This window comes from Clostridium sp. CTA-1, assembly GCF_054768215.1.
On record NZ_BAAAAP010000011.1, the window covers coordinates 57756 to 84513 of the forward strand.

Consider the following 26758-nt stretch of genomic DNA (forward strand, 5'->3'; position numbering starts at 1 on the left):
AAATTTAAATACATCCTATGTATATATTTATATATAAAAAATAAAAGTAATTTATAAGATAAAACTGCTTAATTACTGCTTTTATAGGTATTTTAATATAGATAAAATACGTCAAACAAAAGAACCCTGTTTATTAAGGTTCTTTTTTGCATTATGAAGGATGTCTATAATTAACCTATTGGGAACCCGTTATATTTAATATTCTATAAATGTTAAAAAACCCCTTTAAATGATTAAAAATAAGCAGCCCGATTAAGAACTGCTTTAAAATTATTCATTTTATTTTATCTGTATCCATTGAGGATTTATTTTATTAACTAAGTACCAACCTTTATATTCTCCATAAACATTTAATTGTCTATTTTCTGGGATAACTCCATTTTTATTATTTTTATTTCCTGTTGGGAAGCTGTAACATATTGTTCCTTTCGGAGCAACACATTGTTTTATTGGATTGCTTGAAGCAGAAGGTAATTGTGGCATATAACTTATTCTAATATCATTTTTATTTACCCATTGGATGTTTTTTGATATATTAACTAAATAGTATCCACTATATTCATCATAAATTTCAACTTCTGCATCCATGCCCCTACTTCCTGTAGATTTTTCATTCATATATGGATTATCTAAAAACAATAATTTATTAGTAATAGATTTTCCTTTTGCTAGTATAGGTAATTGAGGCATAGATACTATACTATCTTTATGTATCCATTGATCATTTATTTTATTTACTAAATACCAGTCTCCACATTTACCATATATATTTACTTTATAGCCACTATAATTTATTGTTCCATTTTTATTTCCATCTGGTATATCATAAAAACTAGTGCCTGATTTTATTTCACAATTTTTTAAAAGTGGTAATGAAGAAGAATTAATTCGTTTTATAAAATCACTTTTAACAAATGAAGATATTATTCTTCTTCCTGCATAGAATTTATATACTGATGCTATTTTGACTACATCTCCTGGTTTTGGAGAATGTATCATTTGTCCATTTCCAACATATATACCTACATGACCGGTATGTGGGAAAACTAAATCTCCTGGCTGTAGATTACTTTGTGATACTGCAGTACCTACATTAATTTGATCATATGTTGTTCTTGGTAAGTTTATTCCTGCTGCACTTCTGTATACATATTGAACGAATCCTGAACAATCAAATCCTGATGAAGTAGTTCCACCAGAAACATATGGTGTTCCTATAAATTTTTTGGCATAGTTTACTATATCTTGTCCATTTGCTGCAGCTTTAACATTGCCTACATTTAGTGCTAAAGCCATAAAAACAGCTAAAAAGATACTTAATATAGTTGTTTTCTTTTTCATCTTTATTCCCCCTATTGATATTTTTATTTTGTTTTAATACCCTATAATTACAACATTCCTTACAATTAATTGAATTCCTTCTTTTTTTATCCTACATATTTTTACTTTTTTATAAATTCTCATACAGCCTTAAATTAAAATTAAATAATTATTTTAAATCTTTATTAATAAATTACAATTTTGTTTAAAGAATTTATCAAAAAATAAAAAATAATAGCTATAGCATAAGCTACAACTACTATTTTTAATAATACATCTCATGTTAATGTTCAACCATAGTAAAATAGCTATTCTTTATTTCTAAGAATAGCATATACAAGTAGTACATAACAAACACCCATATACTTATAGAATTTCAGTAAAAAATAAAAAACTAGATTGGATATAAATCCACTCTAGTTTTTTGAAAAGGTTCATTTAAATATTTTTAGCTACTTCATATGCACTCCAAATAGCATACATAATATTTTGAACTTTATTAGCATCTCCAATCAGCCTTGCATTTGGAATATCAAATCTAACTTCACTATATAAGTCTTTTTCAGATAAATATCCAATAGCTACAACGGCACTATCAGCATTAATAATTGATTCTTGTCCATCTGTATTTAAAACAAAACCTTTATCTGTCTTCTTGGTGATATAGGAACTTGTCTTAACATCAATCTTATTAAATTTAATTAAATCATTAAGCATATCATGGTTTGCATGGCATAAAGGTCCACCTACTTGCAGGATATCATTTTGCATCTCTACAATTGTAACCTCTTTACCTTGTTGTTTTAACCAAAGAGCTGTTTCACATCCAACAAGTCCTCCACCAATTACGATAACCTTTTCACCAACATTTTTTCTTTCCATTAATACATCTTCTGCTGAATAAACCTTATCAGCTCCTTCAATAGTCAATGTTCTTGGACTAGAACCTGTTGCTAAAAGCACTTCATCAGCTCCAAATTCTTTGATATTATCCTTTGATGCATCCACATTTAATTTTATTTCAACACCTAAATCTTTCAATATGCCTTCATACCACTTAACAAGTGCACGATCGTCATCTTTGAAATCTGGAACTCCTCCTGGTACAATATTTCCGCCAAGATAACCATTCTTTTCAATCAATGTTACTTTGTGTCCACGAACAGCTGCAACTCTTGCGGCTTCCATTCCTGCAACACCACCACCTACAACAAGAACTTTTTTAATCTGTTCTGCTTTTTTTAGTCCATACTCTTTTTCACGTCCACAGGCAGGGTTTACTGCACAGGATACTGTTGCAAAATTCTGTAATCTTCCCATACACCCTTCTTGACAAGATAAACAAGGTCTAACTTTATCATATTTATCTTCAAAGATTTTATTTGGAATTTCTGCATCTGCAAGAAGTGGTCTTCCTAAAGCAATCATATCTGTTTTTCCTGACAAAATTGCATCACTTGATAGTTCAGGATCTTCCATTCTTCCTGCGGTAATAATAGGTACATCTACTGCATTTTTAAGGATCTCATTGTATGGAAGGTATAATCCCTTCTTTTGATACATTGGTGGATGACTCCAATACCATGAATCATAAGATCCAACGTCTCCATTTAACGCATCATATCCTGCTGCAACAAGCATTTTTGCAGCTTCAATTCCTTCTGGAATATCTCTTCCTTTTTCTTCAAATTCTTCACCTGGTAAACCGCCTTTACACCAATCTTTAATGAAGCTTTTTATACTGTATCTAAGAGAAACTGGGAAGTCTTGTCCACAACGTTTCTTAATTTCTTGTACAACTTCACAGGCAAATCTTAAACGATTTTCTAATGATCCACCATATTCATCAGTACGATGGTTAAAGAAAGAAATAGCAAATTGATCTAATAAATATCCTTCATGTACTGCGTGAATTTCTACACCATCAAATCCGGCTTTTTTTGCAATTTCTGCTGACTCACCAAAGGCTTTTACATATTCTTTTACTTCTTCTGTAGTTAACTCACGACAGGTTACTCCTGGTAAAAATCTATGTGGAATTTTAGAAGGTGCTACTGCCACTTTTCCTACAATAGATGGTATACTTACTCGGCCAAAGCCTGCTGATAATTGTAAAAAGATTTTTGCTCCATATGCATGGACTCTTTCTGTCATTTCATTACCTGTTGTAATAAAGTTTAAAGGGTTAATTGTTGGACATGGCATGGATGGCAATGCACATTTTTCAATGCTATTTTCCACCATTGTTACGCCTGTCATAATTAATCCAGTTCCGCCTTTTGCACGTTCTACATAAAACTCAATTCCTCTTTCATTAAAACTACCATCGGCGTTACACATTCCTCCTGGTCCCATTGGAGCAAGAACATATCTATTTTTAATCTCCAATTTTCCAATTTTAATTGGGTCATAAAGTACCTTATACTTATCCTTCATTTTCTTTCTCCTTTCTGAATTCACATTTGTATTTTTTTATTTTCTTGTTACCTTCAGTATAGAGCATAAAGTAGCTTTACTTTCAAGAGGATATTGTTATATTTTTATCGAAATCCATAATTCTATATATGGATGCAATTTAGCTCCCTTTTCAACCTCAACTAATAATATCTTTCCCCAGGCTATTTCACCTATTTCAAGACCTTTTTTTATTGCAAATTCAGAAGCCTTTTTAAAAACTTTCTGAGGATGTTGTGTAAAATCCTCATCTGCCATTACAATTGTATGTATACAAGAGGTGCTTTTTAATTGTTTTGTGTGTAAACCTAATGGAAGCTCTAATTCTTCTAGCTTTTTGGTGTTTACCAAATATCCAAAGTTACTCATTCCCATTCTTGAATCAAATACCCCCAGCTGAACTGTTGGCATTGCTTTTACCCATTCATGAATTATCCTTTGGGAACTACGCTTTTTTGAAAGCCATCCACACTCATCATCACATATAATCGTTACTTCAGGTGACTTTGCAAATTCATATTTATTCAATAGTTCTTCAATTCTTCTTACGCTAACAAGATGTTCCCCAATAGCATCTGCTAAATTCATGTAATATTGGGCCCTTTTTAAGGCTTCTAATTGATACATTGCTTCTCTTTCTTCTATTAATTTATAATTATTTTCTTCCCCACCAAATTGTGCAATAATAGTTTTCATAGGTATTTCCATAGAACGATACTTTGTATAAGAAAGCAATCGAAATACATCTACAACATTATAGTAGCGATGACCATTTTTCCCTTTTTCCACTTTAATCAAATGTTCTTTTTCAAAATAGTGAATAGCACTTGTGGTGCATCCAAGAATTTCTGCTAAATCTGTAATACTATATCTCATAATTCTCTCCTTTCTGCCTAAAGTCACTTTAGGTATTTGTTAAAAGATTATCCTTCTGCTTTATTAAAATAATTTACTATTCCTTTAATTAGTAACAATAAATTTAAAACAGGGGTCATATATACTAAAAACATAAAGAAGTATCCTATTGATGGATTCGACATACTAGCATTTATTAATCCATTAACAAAGTTAGTTACCTTTTCATTGTCTATCTCTTCCAAATTCTCTTCTATATCATTGAAGGCTTCAAAGGGATCTATATCTTGAGACATGTTGTTTATCTTATTTATTATAAAAGCCATTGCTCCTATTAAAATATTTAAAGTAAAAAAACTCATATTTCCCACCTCTTTAAGTGTATCTTTTAGTATTTATTATATATCGAAATCCATCTAAATGATTATATATGATGTGTGTTTTACAACATATTGAATAAAAGCTTTAGATTCTTCTAAGACTTTTAATAATTGTGGTGTTTGAGTAAATTGTTCGTTTTTTCATATGCCATATTCTTATTCTCCTAAGAATTTATTAATGCTATTATTTATTGTTACCTCCGAAAATGCTATAATAGTTTCTGTTATTGCATATGAAGATATATCATTTATAAATTCTTCTATATCATTTAAAGATTTAACTAATAATTTAACTAAAAAGCATCCATCACCAGCAATTCTATAACACCATTCACTTCGTTTATACTCCTTAATGAATATCTTGAATTTTTCATACTGTCCATTTTTCATAGTTACCTTGACTATACAATCAATAGACAATCCAAGTTTCTTTTTATTTATTTTAATTGTATACCCTTCAATAACCCCATCATCTTCGAGTCTTCTTACTCTTTCAGTAACAGATGGTGGTGAAAGATTTATACGTTTAGATAATTCTCTTATAGATAGCCTACTATCTTTTTGTAACTCTTGTAAAATTAATACGTCTATTTCATCTAATTTCATTTGTAACTTCCTCTCTCAAATTATTATTTCAAATGATATATTTATTATTATATTATATATCAATTACAATACAATATTAACATTATAATTTGTATAATATTAATTGTTAATAAAATATATTTATAGAGGAGAGATACCATGGCAAGAATAACTTTTTCACAAGAAGGACTCACACCATTTCAACAATTATTAGGTCATAATAAATATATAATGGAAAAATGGACTTCTTTAGAAGAATGCTTTTTTAATAGTAATACATTTACACATGAATTAAAAGAAGAAGTAAGACGTACCCTTGCTTTTAATAACGGATGTCAATATTGTATGTCTAAAGGTAAGCCATCTAATGAAATAACTGATTCAAAAATTTTAATTGCTACTAAAATCGCAGATATTATTTCTAAAAATCAACTTATTGATAATGAATATTTTAATAGACTAAAAAATGAATTTAGTGATAATGAAGTTTCTGAACTTTTAGCCTTAATATGCTTTATAACAGCTTCTCAAAAATTCGGAGCATTACTTGATTTACAGCCAAGTTGCTCAATTTAACTTATCAACAATAACTTAATAACATCTAAAATTAATATTAATATCTATAAAATAGGAGATTATATGTCAGTAACCTCCTATTTTATCTGATTTTATAAGCAATATTGCCTATATCAAATCATTAACTAAAAAACCTATCAATATTAAGAAAATCTGATATACGATAAACTTTTGAATTGTGTAATTAACCTTCTTTAAATGTTATATAAAAATCTTTATCTTTTAATTTATTGAGTATTTCTATATCTTCTTCAGTCCAACCATTTTATTCTAATAATTCTGCGTTTAATAAATTTTCTACAACTTCTTTAATTAATTCTACTTCTTTTTTCACTAAACTCACTCCTCTACAATAATTTAAAATTGCTTATTATCTTTGTATTACGACGTAAAAAAACCGCATATCCATCTTTGAATGATACGGTATTTAGGACTGCTATTCGATTTTTATTGCTGGCTCATACAACTTTTTTATTATATATAGTTTCAATCAATTTTCTTAGTGGCTATCACTTTGCTCCAAACATTATACCATTATTTGTTTCTACAAAATCACTTATAGCATTTGCAATCCTATCTATTTGTTCATAATCTAAAGTGTCTGGAGTATCTGTAGGCTTATGAATCAATTCCTTTATATTTTCCTGTACAAAGAAAAAATTAGGAATTTTTTCATTTTCAAAACTCATGTGGTCACTTGCACCCCTTATAGTTGTATCTGCAAATTCAATATTATTCTTTTTTAAAGTAGTTTTCACAGAAGCATATAGTTTGTTAGATACTTTACTTTTATTCTTTAAAGCCAGCTTTCCTCCATTTTTAGAACCTATAGAATCTATATTAATATTATATAAGTTCTCATACAATGATTTAGATATAATCTCATCAACAAATGCTCGACTTCCTGCTAATCCCTCTTCTTCTCCATTAAAGGCACATATAACTATATCCATATCAAAAGGTTTTTCCTTTGACTTTTCCTTTAAATTATTAGCTACTTTTATTAAAGCTGACATACCAGAAGCATTATCTAATGCTCCTCTAATAATCTTTCCATCTTGATATCCTATATGATCAAAATGTGCTGATATTACCACTGCTTTTTTACTGTTTTTACCTTTTATAACACCTACAACATTATTAATTGTTCCCATTTTGCTGTCTTCACCACCTCCGTAAACTTTTATAATATCCTGAGAATACTTTTCATAATAACTGTTCCCGAACAAAGGAGCTAGTCCTATATCTTTAAAAATCTTATTAACATATTCTCCAGCCTTATCATTTCCTTTTGAACCAATTAATCTACCTTCAAATTCATCAGAACATAATGTATTTACGATTTCTTTAGTAGTTGGAATTTTTACATGAGTTTCAACCTGTGTTGATTTGGATGATTGTTCATCGGTAACTGTCTTACCATTACTTTCTGTAGATTTTATACTAGTTGTATTAGAACCACAAGCCGTAAGAGTTATAACTATAGTAAAAATAGCACATAATTTTCTTAAATTTTTAATAATAATTCCCTCCTAATAATTTATTTTAACAATTATCCCCATACATTGAATTTATATTTAATTTTTAATATGTTATTCATCTTAGTAATAGATTCATAATATCTTACCATCATGAAATAATGTGGTGTTCAAGTAAATTATTAAGTTGTTGCATTAAATAAAAAGAATATAACAGAACTTTGCTCTTAATTGCCAAAGATAATACTCTTCAATATCATTTTATATAAAAAAGTAAACTTGTATAATTTTCAAATCTGTTTTTATTAATGACTAAAATTTTCTGCAAATTGCTTCATAACTGTTTGTACTTCCTCAATCTTATCCTCTTCTACTCTTTCTAAAATAAAGCCTAAAAATTTTTCTTGCCCTTGGTTCATCACTGTACCTACTATAAATTATTTATGTTAAATATTATATCAAAATACACCGTGCAATAAACAAAATTATTTATATAATTTATGTCATGTGTTTTCACTATTTTGTATCAGTTAACATTAATTACATGATATACCGCATTATTCAATTTTTGAAGAACCTTATTAGCAATTTTATTTTCAAGGGCTACTTCGCTTTAATTTCAGATTATGTACAAATTTAAATACATCCTATGTTAATGTTCAACTTGTGGGGTATGGTACCTTTTAAAAATGAATTAGGATTTAAATACATCCTATGTTAATGTTCAACTTGGAAAAAGCTAGACAAAAGCAATATAAAAGTAGAGATTTAAATACATCCTATGTTAATGTTCAACCATAATAAAATAGCCATTCTTTAATTTCAAGGATATCATACAACCATTGATTTTACAAGATTTTACAGAAATTTTTCCAAGTAGTTTTGCTTTTTACAAATATAAAATAAAAACTTACCATAAACCTTATGTGTCAACGCTCTAAATAGGTTTTAAAATTTATTTTGGCTGGAAAAATTCAGTTAACTTTACAATATATTTGAATTGCGCAATAAAAAATCGCAAATTCAATTTCTTGAATAATGCGATTTTTTACGTTTATTATTATAGTAAAATAGTTCCCTTTGCCAAAATAGCTACCTCTCCAGACACTAATATTTCTTTTTCAGAAATGCTCATAGAAACCTTAATTTTACTAGGTCTGCCGACAAATCTTCCTTGATTTATTATAATCTCATGACCTACATTAAAAATATTATGCTTATATAAATATGCACCTAATGGTCCAGCTGCACTTCCTGTTGCAACATCCTCAACGTTTCCTTGATTATCCCAGGTCCGTCCTTCTATATAATTCACATCAAATATATAAGCAAATTTAGCACCTACTTCTTTTAACATTTCTTCAAATTTAGAACTAATTATTTTTGCATTCTCTATTCCTGAAGTTAATGGTACTAATAAGTATGGTAATCCTGTTGATACAACTTCCATAGGAAATTCTTCGCTTAAATTCTCTTCTGACAAGTTCAATGCATGTACATATTTATTTCTCTTCTCTTTTGAAACTTCACAGAGGAATTCCGCTTTTCCTTGATTCATTTGTACTTCATAATACTCCTCTATCTTTTTTGAATTAACTATAATTGTTTTTTGATTTAATTGAAATGCAATTGCTATATCTTCTTCATTTCTAAAAATATGACTATGAATAGTAGCAGCTGCTCCCAAAATAGGATGCCCCGCAAAATCCAATTCTTCATCTACTGTAAAAATTCTTGCATTAAATATACTATTATCTATTCTTCTCACAAAAATTGTTTCAAATTGCTTAAACTCTTGTGTTAATTTCAACATAAGATTATCCTCTAATTCCTCATTACAAAAAACAACAGTTAATCCATTGCCAGATAATATTTCATTGCTAAAAACATCAACATGAAAATATTCCATTTTAATTCCTCCTTATATAAAAAATATAATTAACATTTATTTTACCTAAAATCATAACATATAGTGTAAATACCGCATCATTTAATTTTCAAAGAAGATCTTTATCATTTACTACGCAAAAATTTCAAATTGTTCATCAACTAAGAAAGGTAGAAATGTCTTTCTTAGTTGATAAAAACAAACACTATATACCATATTATATCAATTTTCTACTATACATCAGCAGTCCTTTAGCTACTCCTAGTATTACCCGATAATGGAATTTATATTTTTTACATGCGAAGCCTGAGCTATAAAGTCGGTAGCTCGATCAACCCGGCTCCAAATTTCACACAGGTTCCACCGATCTTGATTTCAGAAAAATTATTATACGTTTTGCTAACAGTAATATTAATAAAGCTCGGTCTTCCCATTTCAATTCCCTGCTCATTTATAATCATATATTTACCGTCATACCCGTGTGCCACCAGACCGTGTTCAACCAAATATGCTCCCAGCGGACCGCTTGCCCCGCCTGTAGCCGGATCTTCTGCAATGCCCATCGCCGGAGCGAACATCCTGCTGTGTATGGTTGATCCGGCATAGAGGGTTTCCCTAGTAAAAGCGAATATATGTTTCGTATCCTCGCTTGGCGAAAAGAACTTCTCCCATGTATCAAGCCTTAGCTTTATCTTGCTGATCGCATCCAGGCTTTTTAGTGGGATATACAAAAAAGGCACGCCGGTAGACACTGTCTGGATAGGGCTGGTTGTGTCAATATCGGCGATATCAAGGGAGAGTAGTTCGGCAGCTGTCCTTATATCTCCAAAGACCTGCCCGAATACCGGCATAGGCTGTTCCATTTCAATCGACCTGATTCTCCCGCTTTCCACGTGAATAGAAACAGCTATTTCTCCGACGCCTTCTTCAAAAATAAGCTTGTTTATTCCCTCGCGGGTTTCGACAGCCCCTTCATCAGCAAGAACAAAAGCCGTACCGATGGTTGGGTGGCCTGCCATAGGCAGCTCAGTTTTTGGTGTAAATATTCTGAGCTTTTTATGATTTGGCCCAATATCTGTAACAAAGGTTGTTTCGGAAAAATTAAGCTCTCTCGCAATACTCTGCATTTCTTCACTTGACAGCTTTTCCCCATCTTTGAATACGGCCAGCTGATTTCCGCCAAACACCTGATTTGTAAAAACATCTACTAAGGTATACTCAAATTTTCTCATAATCGAATTCCTCCCATTCATTGCTTCCTAATATTTCTTTTTGATATTATAGCAAATGAAGTTTATTTTGGATTTTTCAAAAAAATAATTTTCCTAAGGTTAATAAATATTTTTTCATTAAATAGCCCTCCAATACTTAAACATAATTTACTCCATAATTATAAATCAATTACGTATATAACAGTCAAACACAAAGTATAACAGTTAAATTTTAAACGCAATTATGATTTTGATAGCTTTCAAGCTTGAATCACGATATAATACAGATATATAATTTAACAATAATTATTATAACTGTATATAACACTTTAGGAGAGTTTGTTTATGAATATTAAAATTGATAAGAATAGTCTAATTACTATAACTCAACAACTAGTTCATTACTTTTCGGATAGAATTATGTCTGGATTTATAAAAGCTGGTCAAAAGCTACCTTCTATCAGAAGTCTAGCCAAGGAATTAGGTATTAGCCCAATGACTATAATTAAAGCGTATAATAATTTAGAGCAAAATGGTTTGGTAACTACAATCCAAGGTAAAGGTACCTATGTTAATGAAAGAAACAGCACGGTGAAATCTAATAATATTACTGAAAAAGATAGTTTTCAGTGGCAAATGTCTGTGCCAGACTATTTATCTCGGTCTCAATTTAGATATAATCCTAATTTATCCTACTCCAATGATTACTATAATTTGTCCGTAGCCTCATTAAATCACAAACTGTTACCTACAAAAACTATATTAAAGGATTCTTTAGGCTTAATTCAAAATGATATAAAGCTTCTTTCTCAATATCCTCCTGCTCAAGGTGATTATGAGTTTAGAAATATCATGTCTCAATACTTGAGATCAAAAGAAATAGCTACTTCACCGGAAAATATTTTAGTAACTAGTGGTTCACAACAAGGAATAAGTCTTATAGCCAGCACCTTTATTGGACCTGGAGATATTGTAGTTATGGAAACTCCTACATATCCAGGGGCTATAGATTTATTTAAATGCAGAGGAGCAGTAATTTTAACTGTTCCTGTTGACAGCGAAGGTATGCGAACTGATATTTTAATGAAGCTATGTGATAAACACTCGCCAAAGCTTATCTATACTATTCCAAATTTTCACAATCCAACTGGATATAGTATGAGTTCAAAACGGAAAGCAGAGCTTTTAGATATAGCTAGATATAACGATATTCTTATAGTTGAAGATGATCCTTGGAATGAAATTTCATATAAAAGAGAAAAGATTAAAACAATAAAATCCATGGATACTGATGGACATGTAGTTTATATAAAAAGTCTTAGCAAGATCCTAGGTCCTTCCTACCGGCTAGCTGTCATTATATCAGAGAGTTCTATACTCTCACGACTTATAGCAGCTAAAGCTAATCATGATCTTGGAACATCTGTACTAATCCAAAAGACTATTATAAACTTTATCCAGTCCAATAAAATCACATATTATATTGAAAGTTTAAATAAACAGCTGGTAAAAAGACGTGATAAGGTAATTAGTTTATTGAAGAGCCATGCACCTTCTGGTATGAAGTGGGCGATACCTGAAGGTGGAATAAATATTTGGGTTACACTTCCTAAAAATTTTAATGTTGAAAAGCTATTATCTTACTCTATTACAACAAAGAATATTTCTTTTTTACCTGGAACCATATGTTATCCTAATGAAGTAGAATTTAATAATCTTAGAATATGCTTCACATATTTAGATGAAGAATTCATAGAAGATACTATAATTGAGCTTTGTAACCTCATAAAGCTTCTATATACAACTAAAAACATTACTGACTATAGGCCTATTATTTAATAAAAATCAGTACCTACTTTATCATTGTAAGTCATGATTTTTATTAAATTGTATCAATCATTTGTTAAGTTATAGTGAAAATTAATATTTTCCGTATAATCTCATGCAATAAAAAATCTAAGACTTCCCTATTAAGTTTATAATGAAATTTCTCACAATTAAATCTGAATGAATCATATTAATACAATAGTCTTAAAATAAATATAAACATATATTTTTATAATTTACTTAGGTTATGATACAACTTAGGACACTATTATATTTCTTAAATCCAGCCATATGAACAGTTTTAAATAAAAGCTTCGTTATTTGTAATACAATTCACCGTATCAATAGCAAGTGCTGTATCTATTACTTGTTCTTCCACATGTGTTTAATGAATCTTCTTATGGTGTAGCTTTAGACTACAAGTCAATAACCCCAAAATAATTGCATCTAAAAGGAACTTAAATGTAGTAAATTATAGATTATGTTATAACTATTCAAATTAACATACTGTAATATCTTATTCTTTATTTTTGGAAAATAATTTATCCTTATAGTAAGATTCAGCTTGATTAATTTCCTATACCTTTGGGTCAACTTTACTTTTTATACCGTATTATTCAATTTTCAAAGAACATTGTTTGTGCTTTAAATTTTAAGATTTACGTCGCTTTTATTTCAAATTGCTTATTATGTTTGTATTGCGACATAAAAACACCTCAAAATTCAATTCATGAATAATGCGGTGTTTGAGTAAACTGTTCGTTTTTTTATTTGTGACGTTAAATAAGAACATTACGAAATATCTTAACTACATGTTTTATTCATTTTGAGAATTTATATGATCATAACTTTCTTCTAAAATAAACATAACTATTTCTTCAATGCTCAAATTATTTGTATCAATTTTTATACCTCTAATGTCTTTTTCAAATGAAATTAAACATCTATCTATTTGCTGGGAAGCCCATGAATTATCTGCTTCACCTCTTTCTAACAATCTGCTTAATATAATAGATTTTGAACCTTCCAAGATATAATGATGAATAAGAATCCCATCAGTAATCAATCTATCAATAATTTGACTATAATACTCTTTATTTACCAATGTCATTGGAACTATGATTGTTCCAGAATAATTTTCATGTAAATATTTTAACATCTGATAGTTAAAATCACGCCACAATGGTATATCTTGAAAGTCTCCTTTTCTGCTAATACAATCGGGAGAATTATTCCAAATAAATTCTCCTGCCATTTCAGGGTCATATATAAAAGAATTTATTATTTTTTTATTTAACTCATTTGATATTGTTGTTTTTCCAATTCCAAAAGAGCCATTTATCCATATTATCATCATTTTCGCTCCTAAAAAATAAATAATTTTGTTCAGAATAATTTACAACTATGACTTAGCTCATAAGAAAAGTTTATCATATTTGCCACTTTTTTGTACTAATTTTCAATATACTTGAGATAACTTTTATTTTTTAATACCGTATTATTCAGTTTTCAAAGAACATTGTTCGTAGTCTGAAATTAAAACTTACGTCGCATTTATTTCATAATGTAAATTAACTTCACTTAACTTTTCCTTTATACTCATTTTTATTATCTCAATCTAACTTTTGACTGCATTTCCTGCAATTTCCCACGTCATAAAGAAACATTTTGCAACTTGAACAAAAGTATGCAATCACAAGTTCTTTATCATACTTCCAAAGAACACTTTCCGCCATTCTTTCTTACTCCTTGTTACCCCTAATATTTGAAACGTGTCTAATAGTTTTTAGTGAAGAATTCAATTCTATTATTTGTGTCAAATGTATGGTAAAATTAAACATGCGCGATATTTAATTCAAATATCTCTGGAGCCGTGAAAATCGTATATTGCACACTACAATTAACTAGTTAAATGCAATTACTATGATTGGGAGGATGATTGTTAGATGACGAGAATATCGAATCAACAAATTATAATTGACATAGAGCCGCTAAGAGCAGCTGACCGTAACCGTTGGAACATTTTGGCTCGAAGTTACAAAACCTTTTACGATACTGAGCTCTCCGACTCCGAATACGATGAAGTTTGGAACCACTTGCTGAACTCCGATGAAATCTTCGGTTTTGGCGCATATCTTCAAGGAAACTTGATTGGTATCACTCACTACCTGTTCCATCGCACTATCTGGATGGGAAAAGTCTGTTACCTACAAGACCTCTTTGTCGATGAAGTTGCCCGTGGGCGTGGGGTAGCTCGCGCACTCATTGAGCAAGTAGCTCAAGCTGCACGCGAACATAATGCCTCTAAACTCTATTGGCAAACTCACCAAGACAATGCCAACGCTCGTGTTCTCTATGACAAGATTGCGCATCACAAAGGCTTCATTCGCTATGACTATTCGCTTGAATAAAGTAAGCATGACCGTCATATCATCACATCCGGCTTCCAAGGAAGCCGGATTAGGCATGTACTCCAACGTAAATACAACCCCTACATGCTCCACTCTTTCCCTTGTGTTCTAAAACTATATATTGTTCCATATTTATTTTTGATTGCGACTACTCTCATAGTTATTTTTCATATAAAAATTTATTTCTTTCTTAGCTTTTTCAGCATATTTCTTGGAAACATCATCACCAAACTTTACAAAATCACCCTGTTCATTAAATATCATTTCAACCACAGTTCCATCATTACATTTCCAAAGTCCAATATGATTTCCTCCTTAAATTCAGACCTATCTATGTCGTATTTTAATCAGATTGTGCACAAATTTAAATACATCTCATGTTATTGTTCAACTTTACAATATAATTGTATTACGACGTAAAAACACTGTAAAATTCAAATTTGAATAATACAGTGTTTTGATAACTCGTTCGTTTTTTCAATCATTTCATTAAACAAGAAGAATGTGAATCTATTGATTTCTTTTCTTCCTATACTTTGTACTTCATTAGTGACTTTTAGATTAGATGTTATATTTCAACCTCTATTTCAGACAAATTTAATGCTTTTCCACCAACCTTAACTTCAATAACTTCTTTGCCTTCAGTTATCAAGGAAACAATTATTTCTGAAGGCTTTTCCATTGAATAACCTTGCTCTATAACTATATGATTAGTATTGTCAGATTTAATTTTACCATATTTAAATAGATAACATGCAAGGGCACCATTGGATGTACCAGTTGCAGATTCTTCAGGAATTCCATAGAGGGGTGCCAAATTCCTACAGTAGGCATTTGAGCCGTTAAGTGATTCAAGTGTGAAAATATGATAACCAATTGTATTATATTTACTGCTAATTCTTGATACCTTTTCAAAATTTGGTTTTATAGCATTTACCATATCTATATTTTTAATAGGTATAAGTATATCCCTAAGGCCTGTAGATACGATTTGTATTGGTAGCTCCTCACTCATTTCAGCTGTAGTAATGTTCAGCGAATCTGCAATTTCTTGTTTACATATTGTTTCATAGTAGCTTGGAGTATTTTGATTCATCATAATTGATAAATCTTCCTTTAATTCCACACTTAAAACTCCGGCCTTGGTTTCTTGAAAGTATTTACCTGGTTCAATGCGTCCTTGGCTTAAGAGTGTACTGAAGGTTGCTATCGTGGCATGACCACAAATATCAACTTCTTCATTAGGTGTAAAAAATCTCACCTTGAAGTCTGCCAAGTCTGAATTCATGACAAAAGCAGTCTCACTAAAACCAATTATACCTGCAACCTTTTTCATGTTATCTTCTGATAGATCGTCTGCATTAATCACAACTCCAGCAGGATTTCCTCCCTCTATGCATTTTGCAAATGAATTTAATGTATAAGCTTTTACCTTCATAAAACATTTCTCCTTAAAATTTCTGCATGGATTTTTTATTTGTACTAAATTACTAATGTATCACATTTAGTTACTATTTTAAATTAATTAATAGTAATTATATCATATTTGCATAGTTTTATATGGTTAATTTTACAATAACTATAGAACATCTTTGATTTTTTAACGCTGTATTATTCAAGTTTCAAAGAACATCGTTCGCATTTTTACTTTCAATGCTTGTGTCGCAAATTAATCAGATTGTGTACAAATTTAAATGCATCCCTTGTTATTGTTCAACCAAGTATGGGTGAATTTAAGCAAGGTTAAAAAAAGATTTAAATACATCTCATGTTAATGTTCAACATCTAAATATTAGTAATGTTTGCTAATGTTTTCTATATTTAAATACATCTCATGTTAATGTTCAACCATAGTAAAATAGCCATTCCTTAATTTGAAGAATATCATAGAACCATTGATTTTACAAGGTTATAAATAAAATTTTCCAACCGATTAGGATATTTTCAAATTTACATAAAAAACCTAACCTAAGCCCTTATATATCAATGGCTTCGATAAATTTTCAACTTGAAGTCGGTTGGAAAAATTTTTGTTCTTTTCTTTTATTTATTTCAATATTCTCGCTAATGATATTATAATAGATTTTATAGATACCTAAATGACAACTTCCTTAACCTAATCATATAATAATCCTATGAGAAATATTGTACGGGAAGGGATTAAATGAGCAAATTGAACCCTGAAAAACTTTCAGTGGAATTTAAAGATGGAGTAACTAGCACAGAACCTATTCTAGGAAGACGCTACACCCTTACTCATTCTGACATAACCGCAGAACTTTTTTTAACTATTGGATTAACCTATGCCTATGATAAAATTGATGCCATGCGGGATGAGGTTCTTGGTGAATGGATTGAAAAAGAAAAAAACTACTTATTTCATGTGTATCTACATGTAGATGGAAATAATCCAATTGTTACAGGTGTACGAAATCATATCTTTAGGCGTGAATTACCTCTTGCTTTAGAGGCTATTAGATATGGTGATAGAAAATTTTTTAGTTTTCACCCCAAACTAGATAATTCTCCAATAATAGTGCACTTTATCTCATCTTATCCTAGCTTTAATAGAATAGAAAAATGGGGTACTTTTTCAGATTATTTTTTGAAAAAGTGATAAAACATAATATGATCATAAAAAGCATTTATAAAAAGCCCTCACAATGTGAGAGCTTTTCTCTATAAAGTATGCTCATTTTATTTGGTTTTCTTTTTTTCCATTTTATATTTTTGGTATAAAATATCTTTTAAAACCAAAACAGTATCTGTATCGTTAAATCCGAAATCATTTTTAAAACTATCATAAAGCTCAGATATCTTTTCACTATAAGTATTTATTCCTTTTATACCTGTATATGAAGCTAAAATGGGGTACTTTTTACTCCATGCACCTGTCCAGTCAATTTCATCAACTATCATTTCAATACCAGTAACATCGCCACTAATATAATTTTCACTAATAAGGTAGTCATAACTTACATTGTAAAGTTCACTTAGTAATTTTGCTTTATTAAGTTCAGGAACCGTTTGATCTGTTTCCCATTTACTTACTGTTTGCCTGGATACACTTAATTTTTCAGCAACATCTTCCTGTGATAAACCTGCCTTTTTACGCAAATATAATAATTTTTCTCCTAATGACATAATTCTCACCAGCCTTTACTCTATTTCAAGTTAACTTTTAACTATAGTATACTAGACATTAAAAATCTTTTCTATCAAGTAAAGATGGCAATTTGTCAACTAAACTTAACTTTTATCTCTGCAACATCCTTTATAATAAACTTTGTAATAAAATAATTATATTAAGTTTATTTTTGAAACTCTTTTTGTATATATAAAGAAATTTGATTTAATGCTTCGTCTGCTTTATTTGTAATCTTATCCATTGTAATAAATCCATGAGTAATACCTTTATATCTAGTAACCTCTGCTTTAACCCCAGATTCTTTTAGTTTATTAGCATAAGCTTCCCCTTCATCTCTAAGGGGATCAATTTCTGCTGTCACTACGAGTGTATCAGGTAATTTTCTAAGATCCTTAGATAAAAGTGGGGATGCATAAGGGTTTTTTCTATCTTCTTTTTTTAGTGCATAAATTGAAATATACTTTTCCATATCCTCTGTTGAAACATTAAAGCTATTAGAAAAATAAGACCAAGATTTACTGTTCAGTTCAGATATATTTGTAGATGGATATATTAATACCTGACATGTTATAGGAGGTCCATTTTTATCCCGTGACATTGATGAAACTGCAGCAGAAAGATTTCCACCTGCACTGTCTCCTACAACTGCTATATGTTTTTCATCTCCATTTATGCTTTTTCCATTTTTATAAGTCCACTGAAGCACATTATATACATCATTAAGACCAGCGGGGAAAGGATTTTCTGGAGCAAGCCTATAGTTTACAGATATTACAATTGCTTTTGTATTCTGTGAAAGCTTTCTACAAACTCCATCAATAGTATCAACATTTCCTCCAATCCAGAAACCACCATGTGAATAAATGATTATAGGGAAATTACTACCCTTTTCAGGTGTATATATTCGTACTGGTATTTTTTCATTGTTCATTTTTATATGAAGGTTTTTAATATTGGAAAATGGTATAGGTTTATTTGACCACCTAGTTGATTGCTTATTTAAAGCTCCTCTAGTTTCTTCAATTGATTTACTATTGAGTGATTTAGGATTAAGAATTTTATATAACTGCAAGTTTGCAGCAACATACATATTAAGCTTACCATCCTTGGTCTCAGTTAAATTCTTAATAATAAAAAATCCTGCTATTACAAGTATAACTAGAATAACTGATACTACTTTAATTACTTTTTTCACTTCATTTACCTCCATCCACTATAAAAATTCTGCAATAAAAATAACTAAATTTACTTATATATTTTTTCCCTTACGTATCTTAATATACTTAAAATCTTTGAACATTAATTTCTAGTTTAGAATATGGAACTTTAGGTTCCTTATATAAAAAACATTTACAAAAAGAATAAACTATACCTATGTTAATCAATATATAAATTTTATCAAAAAATATTAGAATCATCCTTAAACTATAATTATCTGCTTAAAGATGATTCTTTCTATTTTTAAAAACGTTTTAGTAAGACAATACCTGCTTTTTTAACTAAAGCTGTTGCTTTTTCCTGTGCTTCTCTAATAATATCCTCTTCATCTATAGTTAATAATACTTTATTCTTCATTAACCACTTACCATTACACATAGAAGATTCTACATCACTAGAGTGCATTGAATATACTATATTTCCAATTGGATCATGCATCGGAAGGCTGCCAATGGATTTAGGGTTAATGATTATTAAATCTGCTTTTTTTCCTACCTCCAAAGAACCTATTTCATCCTCCCAAAGGGCACATTTAGCACCATTCATTGTAGCCATTTCTAATACTTCATCAGCAGGAACAACCTTTGGATTCAATCTTCTACCTTTATGTATTAATGAGGTTAAATGCATTTCATCAAACATATCCATTCTATTATTAGAAGGAGCGCCATCAGTTCCGATTGAAACATTGATTCCCTTTTCAAGCATTTCTGGAATATGTGCAAAACCTAAAACAACTTTCATTGCAGCACCAGGATTATGGGATACTTTTACATTATGAAGCTTAAATAAATCAATTTCTTGTTCTGTAAGCCATACTGTATGTACAGCTAAAAAGTTTTTATCTAATACCCCTAATTTAGCTAAATGCTGAACAGTGGTTTCACCACGAGTTGCTTCTGCATATCTAACTTCCTCTTCTATTTCAGCAACATGCATATGAATACCTACTTTATATTTATCTGCTAGTTCTTTAGTTTTAGTTATTAATTTATCTGTAGTATTAAAAATAGTTCTTAAGCCAAACCAATACTTAATGCGTCCATCTCCTTTACCATTCCACCTTTCAAGTAACTCTACTTGTTTTTCTAAAGATTCCTCTGTGGTTTCTTGCCATTTTAATGGTAAACCATCACCACAATCCATAGTAGAGCGACAAAGAATACCTCTAAGTCCTGCTTCTTCTACGGCTTTTCCCATGCCATCTACTTCTTGTCCACCAGCTTCACAAAAAGTAGTAACACCTGAACGTATTAGTTCTGTACAACAGGCCAGTGAAGAAATATAAGAATCCTCTAAATCCATATTGCTTTCGTAAGGCCATATACGTTTGCGAAGCCAAGTTAAAAGATCTACATCGTCAGCTAAGCCTCTAGCTAATTGTTGAGATAAATGCACATGAGTATTTACTAAACCAGGCATTATGATTTTTCCATTAGCATCTATAATTTCAACATTAGATTTAATTAATTCAGATTCCACATTACCTATAGCAATAATTTTAGAATCCTCAACTAAAATATCACCTTCCTCAAATATTCTCTTTGAACAATCCATTGTAATAATATAACCATTTTTTATTAAAATTTGATTCATAATATATTCTCCTTTATCTATCTCTATTTATATATATAATTCAATGAAACTTAGTAAAACTTAAATATAAACATAGTTCTAAGCTTCAGGGGGAGTTTTTTACGCCCACTGAAGCTTAGAACTCATTATCCAGGGACGTAGCCGCTCTTTACTCCCACTTTGAAGAAAAGCAGAGAGTCCAAATCTTCGATTTGGTACGAATCGCTTTCACAGAGTGCGATGAAAGTATTAGAAGGGTTTGTCATCGGATAAAAATTCTACACGGCCTCTTCATATTCTTGTGATTTAGATACTTCTACGGGTGCCTTAGGTAAAAGTATATTTAATATTACTGCAGCCAAAGCTCCTACTGTAATTCCAGAGGAAAAAATATAATTTGCAAGACTTGGCAAACTATTTAAGATATCTTTAGGTAAAACAGTAGTTCCAAGTGCTAAAAGAATAGGTAGTCCAATTAATAACATATTTCTTTCATCAAATTCTTCATGTTGAATTGACTTAAAGCCATTCATAGCAATAATTACACAAACTACTGCAAAAACTCCACTAACAACTGCGCTAGGTATACAAGCAATTACATTCATTAATTTAGGTAACATACCAAGGGCAACTAATATGATTCCTCCAGCAATAATAGCCATTCTACTACCCACACCTGTTACCGCAATAATGCCTGCATTTGTGGAATAGCCTGTCATTGGAGTACCACCAAACAATGCACCTACAAAACAGCCAATTCCCTCGCCCACAGCACCTCTATTTAAACCTTCATCTGTTAATTCGCTTCCTGTAACAGCAGAAACTGCAAACCAAGTTCCTGAGGTTTCAACTAAAATAACTGCATAAATAAATAACATAGTTAAAATTGCTTTTAAATCAAATACTGGTTTTCCGAAGGGTAATAATTTAGGGAATGAAAACCAAGCTGCCTTTGTAACAGGTGTAAAATCTACGACTCCTAATAATGAAGCTGCTATAGTACCACCAATTAATGAAATCATTACAGATGTAAGTCGAACAGCTTTGCCAAACTTATTGGATTTACGTCCTATCATCATACAGCTGACTAATAAAGCTGATGAAATAAGAGCAAGGATACAATTTATTTTTAAATTACCCGGTGCAGTAAAAATATTAGTCATAGCCACAGGCATTAAAGATATTCCCACTATTACAATAACAGTACCTCCAACAATATGTGGAATAAATTTAGAAATTATTTTTGAGAGAAAACGTAATGGATAACCAAGTATCATTAAAAATAGCGAACCCGGAATTAAACTACCAACCATAGCTTGTAATCCTAACTTACTTCCGATGGCAGCTAAGGCACCTATAGGAATATAGGAAGGTCCCTGCATAATAGGTAACCGCATGCATAAACCAGTTTGTATTAGTGTAGCAATTCCAGCGGCTATAAAACTCATTTGTATAAAATAGGCTGTATTTTGGGCATCAAGAGATAAAATACCTGCCAATATTATAGGAACTATGTATAAATCCATAGCAAAAACATGTTGTAAACCTAGAAAAAAGGCGTATCTTAAGCTAATTTTTTCATCAATTCCAACAATTAAATTAGTATCTTTAGTGTTTTTCATTGTAAAGTCCTCCTAGTAAAATTCATGCTCATAATAATAAAAAAAGCCATAAGGTATTCACACTATAAATGAAAACCTTATCGCTCATTATTTTAGATAATAAAAATATATACTTAAAAATAATAATTAAGTAGGATTCCACTCATAGTCAGACAATTTACGGTTATCTGGTAGAAACTTCCCTCCATATTCAGGAATTATATGAGCAAATTATTTAATTATGTCTTTATATATAAATAAGTCTCTCGACCTTTTAAATAAAACAATATATTATTTAATAGAATTTGTAACTTGATATTAGCAGAATTAACCTTTTAAGTCAATGATTTTTACGAATATTAACATATAAAATTGTAAAAACGTTAACAATTATAGCGAATACTATAATTAAATTTTGTGATAAAATGATTATATCAATTATATTTTAGAGGTGACCTATGAGTAATAAACGTAATTTGCAAAGTATAAGATCTTTCTACCTATGTATATTAATTTTCAATATAGTTTACAGTTCAATATTTCATTTAAATAATAAAGGCTTCAATATAAAACTCTTCGGAGATTTAACTATGAGATCAGTAGTTCTTTTCACTCTCAACTCCATATTATTCCTTTGTGTAGTCATTGCTGTTGAGAAAAAAATTAATATTGATGAAGAAATAAAGACACAAGTAAGTATGAGAATTAAGCCTTTATATTTAGTTAATATGTTTTTTATAACGTATATTTTAGTATGTATTTTTCTTTTAAAAAACCTAGATCTAATCCTATCATCCTTTGTAATGGAAATAATATATATTGGAATTCTTATATTAACTAAAAAAATAATGGCTCTAGAATTAACAGATAGACAATTACAATGGCAAAAGGCTTGCGGATATATTGATGAAAGCTGTGAAAAAAGTAGTTTCCTATGGAGATTTAAAATTTGGTATTCCCCTCACATAAATGTACCTTTTAAAAATAGATGGAAAGGGCCTTCACGATTACTATATGACCTTGCTCTTGTGTACGGTATATTTATTTCAAAAGGCAACTTGTTTTCATTCCCCCTTTTAATTTTACTTTTTCCAGATGTATTATCTTGGCTAGAAGGACTTTTGGGACTACAGACTTCTCTAACTGGAATGTGTACTGGTATAACTGAACATCATAATAAAAACAGTCATGTTATATATTATAAAGTTTATGTAACAGATTATAAAAACAAAAGAGAAATAACCTTTTATGTAGATGGACCACTTTTCATACATGAAAATTCAAATATGACTGTAGTTCATGGAACCTTCTCTAAAAGAGTTTTATATGTAAAAGGATTAAATTTAGATATAAGATAATTATTGTATAATAGCTATTTGCTTTTGAAAAACTGTATAAGGATTTCTAAGTTTAAGAGGGAATAAAACCTTACTCTTAAGCTTAAAAATTCGTTTGTTAATTTCCACAATATTAATAATATTCCTTTATAAAGCCCAAAATCAAAAAATCATTGACGAAAATTATAGAACTCTATATAATAAAACTCAATTCCTAATTAACTTTACTATTGTATCATAGTAAAATTTATCAAATTCTCTTCACAGAATAGATACATTTCATTGATTTAGTCTGAACTACTTCATATAGTTATTAAGTTTTTTAATTATTAGGAAATACTAAAGAAAAGGAGAGGTGTGTATGTTAGAAAAGAAATATGGGCTTTGGACAACAGTTTCCATGGTTATTGGTATAGTAATCGGATCTGGTGTATTTTTTAAAGCTGATAATATTCTTATAGCTTCAGGTGGAAATGTAAAAACAGCCTTACTTGCATGGTTAGTAGGAGCAATTTCTATGATTTTTGGAGCCTTAGTTTTTGCAGAGTGTGCTAATAGATTTGAAAGATCTAACGGGATAGTTGATTATGCCGAGGGTATGCTTTCAGAAAAATTTGCTTATTTAATAGGATGGTTTAATGGAATTATTTATTATCCAGCAATAGCTGCGGTACTAGCTTGGGCAGCTGGTAATTATACTGCTATTTTATTTAATAAAGATGGTAATTTTGTATGGATTATGGCCGCAATATATATGATAGGCATATATATTTTGAACTATATTTCACCTATACTATCAGGGAAATTCCAAATTGCTTCAACAGCAATCAAACTAGTTCCTTTAATGCTCATCGCTATATTGGGTACATTTCAAGGACTCAATAATGGAATTTTAATTGAAAATTTTTCTAAAGTATCTACTATAGGTGACAGTGGAAGTGGTTTTGCAGCTGCTGTATTAGGAGCAGCCTTTGCATATGAAGGATGGATTATTGCAACAACAATTAATGGTGAAATTAAAGATGCCAAAAATACTCTTCCTAAAGCTCTTGTATTTGGCTCATTAGTAATAGTTATTATATATATTTTATATTTTCTGGGTATTGTAGGAATGATACCTACTGAAACTATTTTAAAACAAGGAGACAATACTGTAAATGTGGCTGCTAGGACTGTATTTGGAAACTTTGGAGCATCTATTCTTACAATATTTATAATAGTATCCTGTTTAGGTACTCTTAATGGTCTTATACTTGGAGGATCTCGCTCCTTTTATTCTTTGGCTATCCGTGGTCAAGGTATTAAACCAGAGGCTTTTTCTAAATTAGATAGTAAAACTAATATACCTACTAATTCTACTATAGCAAACTTTATTTTAATTTGCATTTATTTAGTGGTTTGGTATATGAATTTTAAAGGACTATTTCCTAATAAGATGTTTGTAGATATTTCAGAATTACCAATAGCTTTAATATATGGGATTTATATTATTATTTATATTGCATATATGATGAAAATGAAGGACTTATCATTTATAAAAAGATTTGTTATTCCTTCCCTTGCCCTCATGGGAGCTTTAATTGTTGTATACGGTGGACTTTCTAAACCTTCTGTAATAATTGATTTAGGTATTTCTGTTTTTGTATTTCTTTCCGGTTTACTATTTTATAATAAGAAGAAATAAATTAAATAGAGTGTGTCAAAATAGACTTAATTTTATTTTGACACACAACCTTACTTTAAACTGCATCTTACTTATTATAATTACTTTTTAATAATAAGAAATCTCTTTCTACTTCTTCTATATTTTTATATTTTTTCTCAATCCCTAATAATCTTTTTAAAAAATTCATTTCTTCACTAAATAAATCCAATTCCTCATACCAAGGCTTTCCCTTAAAAGTTTTACATTGAAAGGATGTATAATATAAATGTAATAAGAAATCTCCTAAATATGAAAAGTCTACATTCTCAGTGTATCTCTTATTATTAATCCATCTAGCTAATCCAAAATCTACTAGATTAACCTTTTTCTTATAATATATTGTATTTGGAATTCTTATATCTCTATGTACTATTCCACTCTTATGCAAATACTTTAAAATTTCAATAATTTGAATGCATATGTGATAGATTTCTTCTCTTTTAAAAACATATTCATCTTCACAAATAATCTCTTCAAAAGTTTTGCCTTCTTTGTATTCTAAAACATATCCAAAAAATTTTTCAAATTGTAATGTTTTTATAAATTTCGGAATACAGTTATGATTAATATTCTTTAATATTTCTTGTTCATAAATAACTTTACTTCCTATCTTTTTTAACATTTTTGTTTTTAATTGTTTTAATATATACTGTTTATTATTACTTTGGACTAAGTAACAAATTCCAAACCTACCTTCTCCAAGTATTTTTAGAACAGTATATCCATGAATTTTTTGCTCTGGTAAATATTTAGTGTCTCTTTTAAAAAATTTTATGACCATGAACTATATTTTTTTCGGCGGTTATGCCTTTTATATGAATGTGAATAAGATCTGCTCTTTGAAGAAAATACAGACATCATAGACCCCAAAAATCCTGATTTTGATCTATGGTGTTTTTTATAATAACTACTTCCTCTATGTTTATTCTTATGGTATCCATTACTAGATGAATTAACTAAATTAAAAATTTTAGATAATATACTCATATAGTTCCTCCTCATGTTTATTAAACTTTAACACTTTTAGCCTTTGCAATAATTTTTCATTGTTTTTAATTTATTTATATTATATCCTAAAAAGCTCTTATTTTTAACTATCTTTACAAAATATTATTTCCCATTTTAGGGAAGTGAATTGTATTCATATTTTACTTACATCTTAGAAAATAATATTTTAAAAGTCTCTGTA

General features: G+C 29.8%; 22 protein-coding genes, 1 pseudogene and 1 riboswitch. Of the genes and pseudogenes, 6 read left to right on the plus strand and 17 right to left on the minus strand.

The features are described from left to right. Positions 1 to 900: 900 nt before the first annotated feature. From ACYUEW_RS10950 to ACYUEW_RS10970, 5 genes and pseudogenes are all read right to left on the minus strand, one after another. A pseudogene (locus tag ACYUEW_RS10950) lies at positions 901 to 1341 on the minus strand (C40 family peptidase); the annotation flags it as partial. 417 nt (positions 1342 to 1758) lie between these two features. Beyond that, positions 1759 to 3756 carry an oxidoreductase gene (locus ACYUEW_RS10955; protein WP_460276754.1) on the minus strand — a complete coding sequence of 666 codons (1998 nt, stop codon included), beginning with the start codon at positions 3754 to 3756 and terminating at the stop codon, positions 1759 to 1761. Positions 3757 to 3852: 96 nt separating this feature from the next. Beyond that, on the minus strand, positions 3853 to 4650 hold the full coding sequence (locus tag ACYUEW_RS10960) for a MerR family transcriptional regulator (protein ID WP_061326547.1): 798 nt from the start codon (positions 4648 to 4650) through the stop codon (positions 3853 to 3855). A 47-nt stretch (positions 4651 to 4697) separates the two neighbouring features. Further along, the gene (locus tag ACYUEW_RS10965; RefSeq protein WP_163200821.1) at positions 4698 to 4991 is read right to left on the minus strand and encodes a hypothetical protein; all 294 of its coding nucleotides are present in this window, start codon (positions 4989 to 4991) and stop codon (positions 4698 to 4700) included. Between the two features lie 174 nt (positions 4992 to 5165). Next, the gene (locus ACYUEW_RS10970) at positions 5166 to 5615 is read right to left on the minus strand and encodes an Lrp/AsnC family transcriptional regulator (RefSeq protein WP_003493852.1); all 450 of its coding nucleotides are present in this window, start codon (positions 5613 to 5615) and stop codon (positions 5166 to 5168) included. A 138-nt stretch (positions 5616 to 5753) separates the two neighbouring features. On the opposite strand from ACYUEW_RS10970, the gene ACYUEW_RS10975 reads away from it, so the two are divergent. Next, positions 5754 to 6170: a carboxymuconolactone decarboxylase family protein gene (locus ACYUEW_RS10975; RefSeq protein WP_033065066.1), complete on the plus strand. Its 417-nt coding sequence runs from the start codon at positions 5754 to 5756 to the stop codon at positions 6168 to 6170. 509 nt (positions 6171 to 6679) lie between these two features. Here ACYUEW_RS10975 and ACYUEW_RS10980 read toward each other — a convergent pair. The 3 genes from ACYUEW_RS10980 to ACYUEW_RS10990 form a co-directional block, all read right to left on the minus strand. Then, positions 6680 to 7399 (minus strand): M28 family metallopeptidase, encoded by a 720-nt coding sequence (locus ACYUEW_RS10980; protein ID WP_242850954.1) that lies wholly within the window; start codon positions 7397 to 7399, stop codon positions 6680 to 6682. A gap of 1309 nt (positions 7400 to 8708) precedes the next feature. After that, positions 8709 to 9557, minus strand: a complete 849-nt coding sequence (locus ACYUEW_RS10985) for a PhzF family phenazine biosynthesis protein (RefSeq protein WP_460276755.1) — start codon at positions 9555 to 9557, stop codon at positions 8709 to 8711. A 290-nt stretch (positions 9558 to 9847) separates the two neighbouring features. Continuing rightward, on the minus strand, positions 9848 to 10768 hold the full coding sequence (locus ACYUEW_RS10990; protein ID WP_460276756.1) for a PhzF family phenazine biosynthesis protein: 921 nt from the start codon (positions 10766 to 10768) through the stop codon (positions 9848 to 9850). Between the two features lie 324 nt (positions 10769 to 11092). On the opposite strand from ACYUEW_RS10990, the gene pdxR reads away from it, so the two are divergent. Beyond that, on the plus strand, positions 11093 to 12586 hold the full coding sequence (gene pdxR, locus ACYUEW_RS10995; RefSeq protein ID WP_460276757.1) for a MocR-like pyridoxine biosynthesis transcription factor PdxR: 1494 nt from the start codon (positions 11093 to 11095) through the stop codon (positions 12584 to 12586). Between the two features lie 805 nt (positions 12587 to 13391). On the opposite strand, the gene ACYUEW_RS11000 is transcribed toward pdxR, so the two are convergent. Both ACYUEW_RS11000 and ACYUEW_RS11005 read right to left on the minus strand, forming a co-directional pair. Further along, positions 13392 to 13928: an adenylate kinase family protein gene (locus ACYUEW_RS11000; protein ID WP_025775921.1), complete on the minus strand. Its 537-nt coding sequence runs from the start codon at positions 13926 to 13928 to the stop codon at positions 13392 to 13394. A 259-nt stretch (positions 13929 to 14187) separates the two neighbouring features. After that, positions 14188 to 14310 (minus strand): hypothetical protein, encoded by a 123-nt coding sequence (locus ACYUEW_RS11005; protein WP_460276758.1) that lies wholly within the window; start codon positions 14308 to 14310, stop codon positions 14188 to 14190. Positions 14311 to 14520: 210 nt separating this feature from the next. Between ACYUEW_RS11005 and ACYUEW_RS11010 the strand changes: the two genes are divergently transcribed. After that, entirely contained in the window at positions 14521 to 14985 is a 465-nt protein-coding gene (locus ACYUEW_RS11010) for a GNAT family N-acetyltransferase (protein WP_460276759.1), read from the plus strand. 568 nt (positions 14986 to 15553) lie between these two features. Here ACYUEW_RS11010 and ACYUEW_RS11015 read toward each other — a convergent pair. Further along, on the minus strand, positions 15554 to 16423 hold the full coding sequence (locus tag ACYUEW_RS11015) for a PhzF family phenazine biosynthesis protein (protein ID WP_003399282.1): 870 nt from the start codon (positions 16421 to 16423) through the stop codon (positions 15554 to 15556). A 726-nt stretch (positions 16424 to 17149) separates the two neighbouring features. Between ACYUEW_RS11015 and ACYUEW_RS11020 the strand changes: the two genes are divergently transcribed. Next, positions 17150 to 17602 carry a staygreen family protein gene (locus tag ACYUEW_RS11020; protein ID WP_460276760.1) on the plus strand — a complete coding sequence of 151 codons (453 nt, stop codon included), beginning with the start codon at positions 17150 to 17152 and terminating at the stop codon, positions 17600 to 17602. An 80-nt stretch (positions 17603 to 17682) separates the two neighbouring features. Here the strand turns inward: ACYUEW_RS11020 and ACYUEW_RS11025 are convergent, their stop codons facing one another. The 4 genes from ACYUEW_RS11025 to ACYUEW_RS11040 all read right to left on the minus strand — a co-directional run bounded on the left by ACYUEW_RS11025 (position 17683) and on the right by ACYUEW_RS11040 (position 22548). Then, positions 17683 to 18129: a helix-turn-helix domain-containing protein gene (locus ACYUEW_RS11025; RefSeq protein WP_025775917.1), complete on the minus strand. Its 447-nt coding sequence runs from the start codon at positions 18127 to 18129 to the stop codon at positions 17683 to 17685. Between the two features lie 167 nt (positions 18130 to 18296). Further along, positions 18297 to 19328 carry an alpha/beta hydrolase gene (locus ACYUEW_RS11030; protein ID WP_460276761.1) on the minus strand — a complete coding sequence of 344 codons (1032 nt, stop codon included), beginning with the start codon at positions 19326 to 19328 and terminating at the stop codon, positions 18297 to 18299. Positions 19329 to 19594: 266 nt separating this feature from the next. Further along, positions 19595 to 20947, minus strand: a complete 1353-nt coding sequence (locus tag ACYUEW_RS11035; protein ID WP_460276762.1) for an amidohydrolase — start codon at positions 20945 to 20947, stop codon at positions 19595 to 19597. 257 nt (positions 20948 to 21204) lie between these two features. Next, positions 21205 to 22548, minus strand: a complete 1344-nt coding sequence (locus ACYUEW_RS11040) for a nucleobase:cation symporter-2 family protein (protein ID WP_003493868.1) — start codon at positions 22546 to 22548, stop codon at positions 21205 to 21207. Positions 22549 to 22673: 125 nt separating this feature from the next. Further along, positions 22674 to 22773: riboswitch (purine riboswitch) on the minus strand. A 212-nt stretch (positions 22774 to 22985) separates the two neighbouring features. Here ACYUEW_RS11040 and ACYUEW_RS11045 point away from each other — a divergent pair. Continuing rightward, on the plus strand, positions 22986 to 23885 hold the full coding sequence (locus tag ACYUEW_RS11045; protein WP_460276763.1) for a hypothetical protein: 900 nt from the start codon (positions 22986 to 22988) through the stop codon (positions 23883 to 23885). A 340-nt stretch (positions 23886 to 24225) separates the two neighbouring features. Continuing rightward, positions 24226 to 25548, plus strand: coding sequence for an APC family permease (locus ACYUEW_RS11050; protein ID WP_106900593.1), 1323 nt, complete (start codon positions 24226 to 24228; stop codon positions 25546 to 25548). Positions 25549 to 25615: 67 nt separating this feature from the next. On the opposite strand, the gene ACYUEW_RS11055 is transcribed toward ACYUEW_RS11050, so the two are convergent. Further along, the gene (locus ACYUEW_RS11055; protein ID WP_043032071.1) at positions 25616 to 26350 is read right to left on the minus strand and encodes a protein kinase family protein; all 735 of its coding nucleotides are present in this window, start codon (positions 26348 to 26350) and stop codon (positions 25616 to 25618) included. After that, the gene (locus tag ACYUEW_RS11060) at positions 26341 to 26556 is read right to left on the minus strand and encodes a hypothetical protein (protein ID WP_021106870.1); all 216 of its coding nucleotides are present in this window, start codon (positions 26554 to 26556) and stop codon (positions 26341 to 26343) included. Before ACYUEW_RS11060 ends, ACYUEW_RS11055 begins: the two co-directional genes overlap by 10 nt. Between the last annotated feature and the right edge of the window lie 202 nt (positions 26557 to 26758).

What these genes read in the sequence shown, in the direction of transcription:
- ACYUEW_RS10955 (WP_460276754.1), bottom strand. Translation starts at nt 3,756, where the DNA reads ATGAAGGATAAGTATAAGGTACTTTATGACCCAATTAAAATTGGAAAA.
- ACYUEW_RS10960 (WP_061326547.1), bottom strand. Translation starts at nt 4,650, where the DNA reads ATGAGATATAGTATTACAGATTTAGCAGAAATTCTTGGATGCACCACA.
- ACYUEW_RS10965 (WP_163200821.1), bottom strand. Translation starts at nt 4,991, where the DNA reads ATGAGTTTTTTTACTTTAAATATTTTAATAGGAGCAATGGCTTTTATA.
- ACYUEW_RS10970 (WP_003493852.1), bottom strand. Translation starts at nt 5,615, where the DNA reads ATGAAATTAGATGAAATAGACGTATTAATTTTACAAGAGTTACAAAAA.
- ACYUEW_RS10975 (WP_033065066.1), top strand. Translation starts at nt 5,754, where the DNA reads ATGGCAAGAATAACTTTTTCACAAGAAGGACTCACACCATTTCAACAA.
- ACYUEW_RS10985 (WP_460276755.1), bottom strand. Translation starts at nt 9,557, where the DNA reads ATGGAATATTTTCATGTTGATGTTTTTAGCAATGAAATATTATCTGGC.
- ACYUEW_RS10990 (WP_460276756.1), bottom strand. Translation starts at nt 10,768, where the DNA reads ATGAGAAAATTTGAGTATACCTTAGTAGATGTTTTTACAAATCAGGTG.
- pdxR (WP_460276757.1), top strand. Translation starts at nt 11,093, where the DNA reads ATGAATATTAAAATTGATAAGAATAGTCTAATTACTATAACTCAACAA.
- ACYUEW_RS11000 (WP_025775921.1), bottom strand. Translation starts at nt 13,928, where the DNA reads ATGATAATATGGATAAATGGCTCTTTTGGAATTGGAAAAACAACAATA.
- ACYUEW_RS11005 (WP_460276758.1), bottom strand. Translation starts at nt 14,310, where the DNA reads ATGGCGGAAAGTGTTCTTTGGAAGTATGATAAAGAACTTGTGATTGCA.
- ACYUEW_RS11010 (WP_460276759.1), top strand. Translation starts at nt 14,521, where the DNA reads ATGACGAGAATATCGAATCAACAAATTATAATTGACATAGAGCCGCTA.
- ACYUEW_RS11015 (WP_003399282.1), bottom strand. Translation starts at nt 16,423, where the DNA reads ATGAAGGTAAAAGCTTATACATTAAATTCATTTGCAAAATGCATAGAG.
- ACYUEW_RS11020 (WP_460276760.1), top strand. Translation starts at nt 17,150, where the DNA reads ATGAGCAAATTGAACCCTGAAAAACTTTCAGTGGAATTTAAAGATGGA.
- ACYUEW_RS11025 (WP_025775917.1), bottom strand. Translation starts at nt 18,129, where the DNA reads ATGTCATTAGGAGAAAAATTATTATATTTGCGTAAAAAGGCAGGTTTA.
- ACYUEW_RS11035 (WP_460276762.1), bottom strand. Translation starts at nt 20,947, where the DNA reads ATGAATCAAATTTTAATAAAAAATGGTTATATTATTACAATGGATTGT.
- ACYUEW_RS11040 (WP_003493868.1), bottom strand. Translation starts at nt 22,548, where the DNA reads ATGAAAAACACTAAAGATACTAATTTAATTGTTGGAATTGATGAAAAA.
- ACYUEW_RS11045 (WP_460276763.1), top strand. Translation starts at nt 22,986, where the DNA reads ATGAGTAATAAACGTAATTTGCAAAGTATAAGATCTTTCTACCTATGT.
- ACYUEW_RS11050 (WP_106900593.1), top strand. Translation starts at nt 24,226, where the DNA reads ATGTTAGAAAAGAAATATGGGCTTTGGACAACAGTTTCCATGGTTATT.
- ACYUEW_RS11055 (WP_043032071.1), bottom strand. Translation starts at nt 26,350, where the DNA reads ATGGTCATAAAATTTTTTAAAAGAGACACTAAATATTTACCAGAGCAA.
- ACYUEW_RS11060 (WP_021106870.1), bottom strand. Translation starts at nt 26,556, where the DNA reads ATGAGTATATTATCTAAAATTTTTAATTTAGTTAATTCATCTAGTAAT.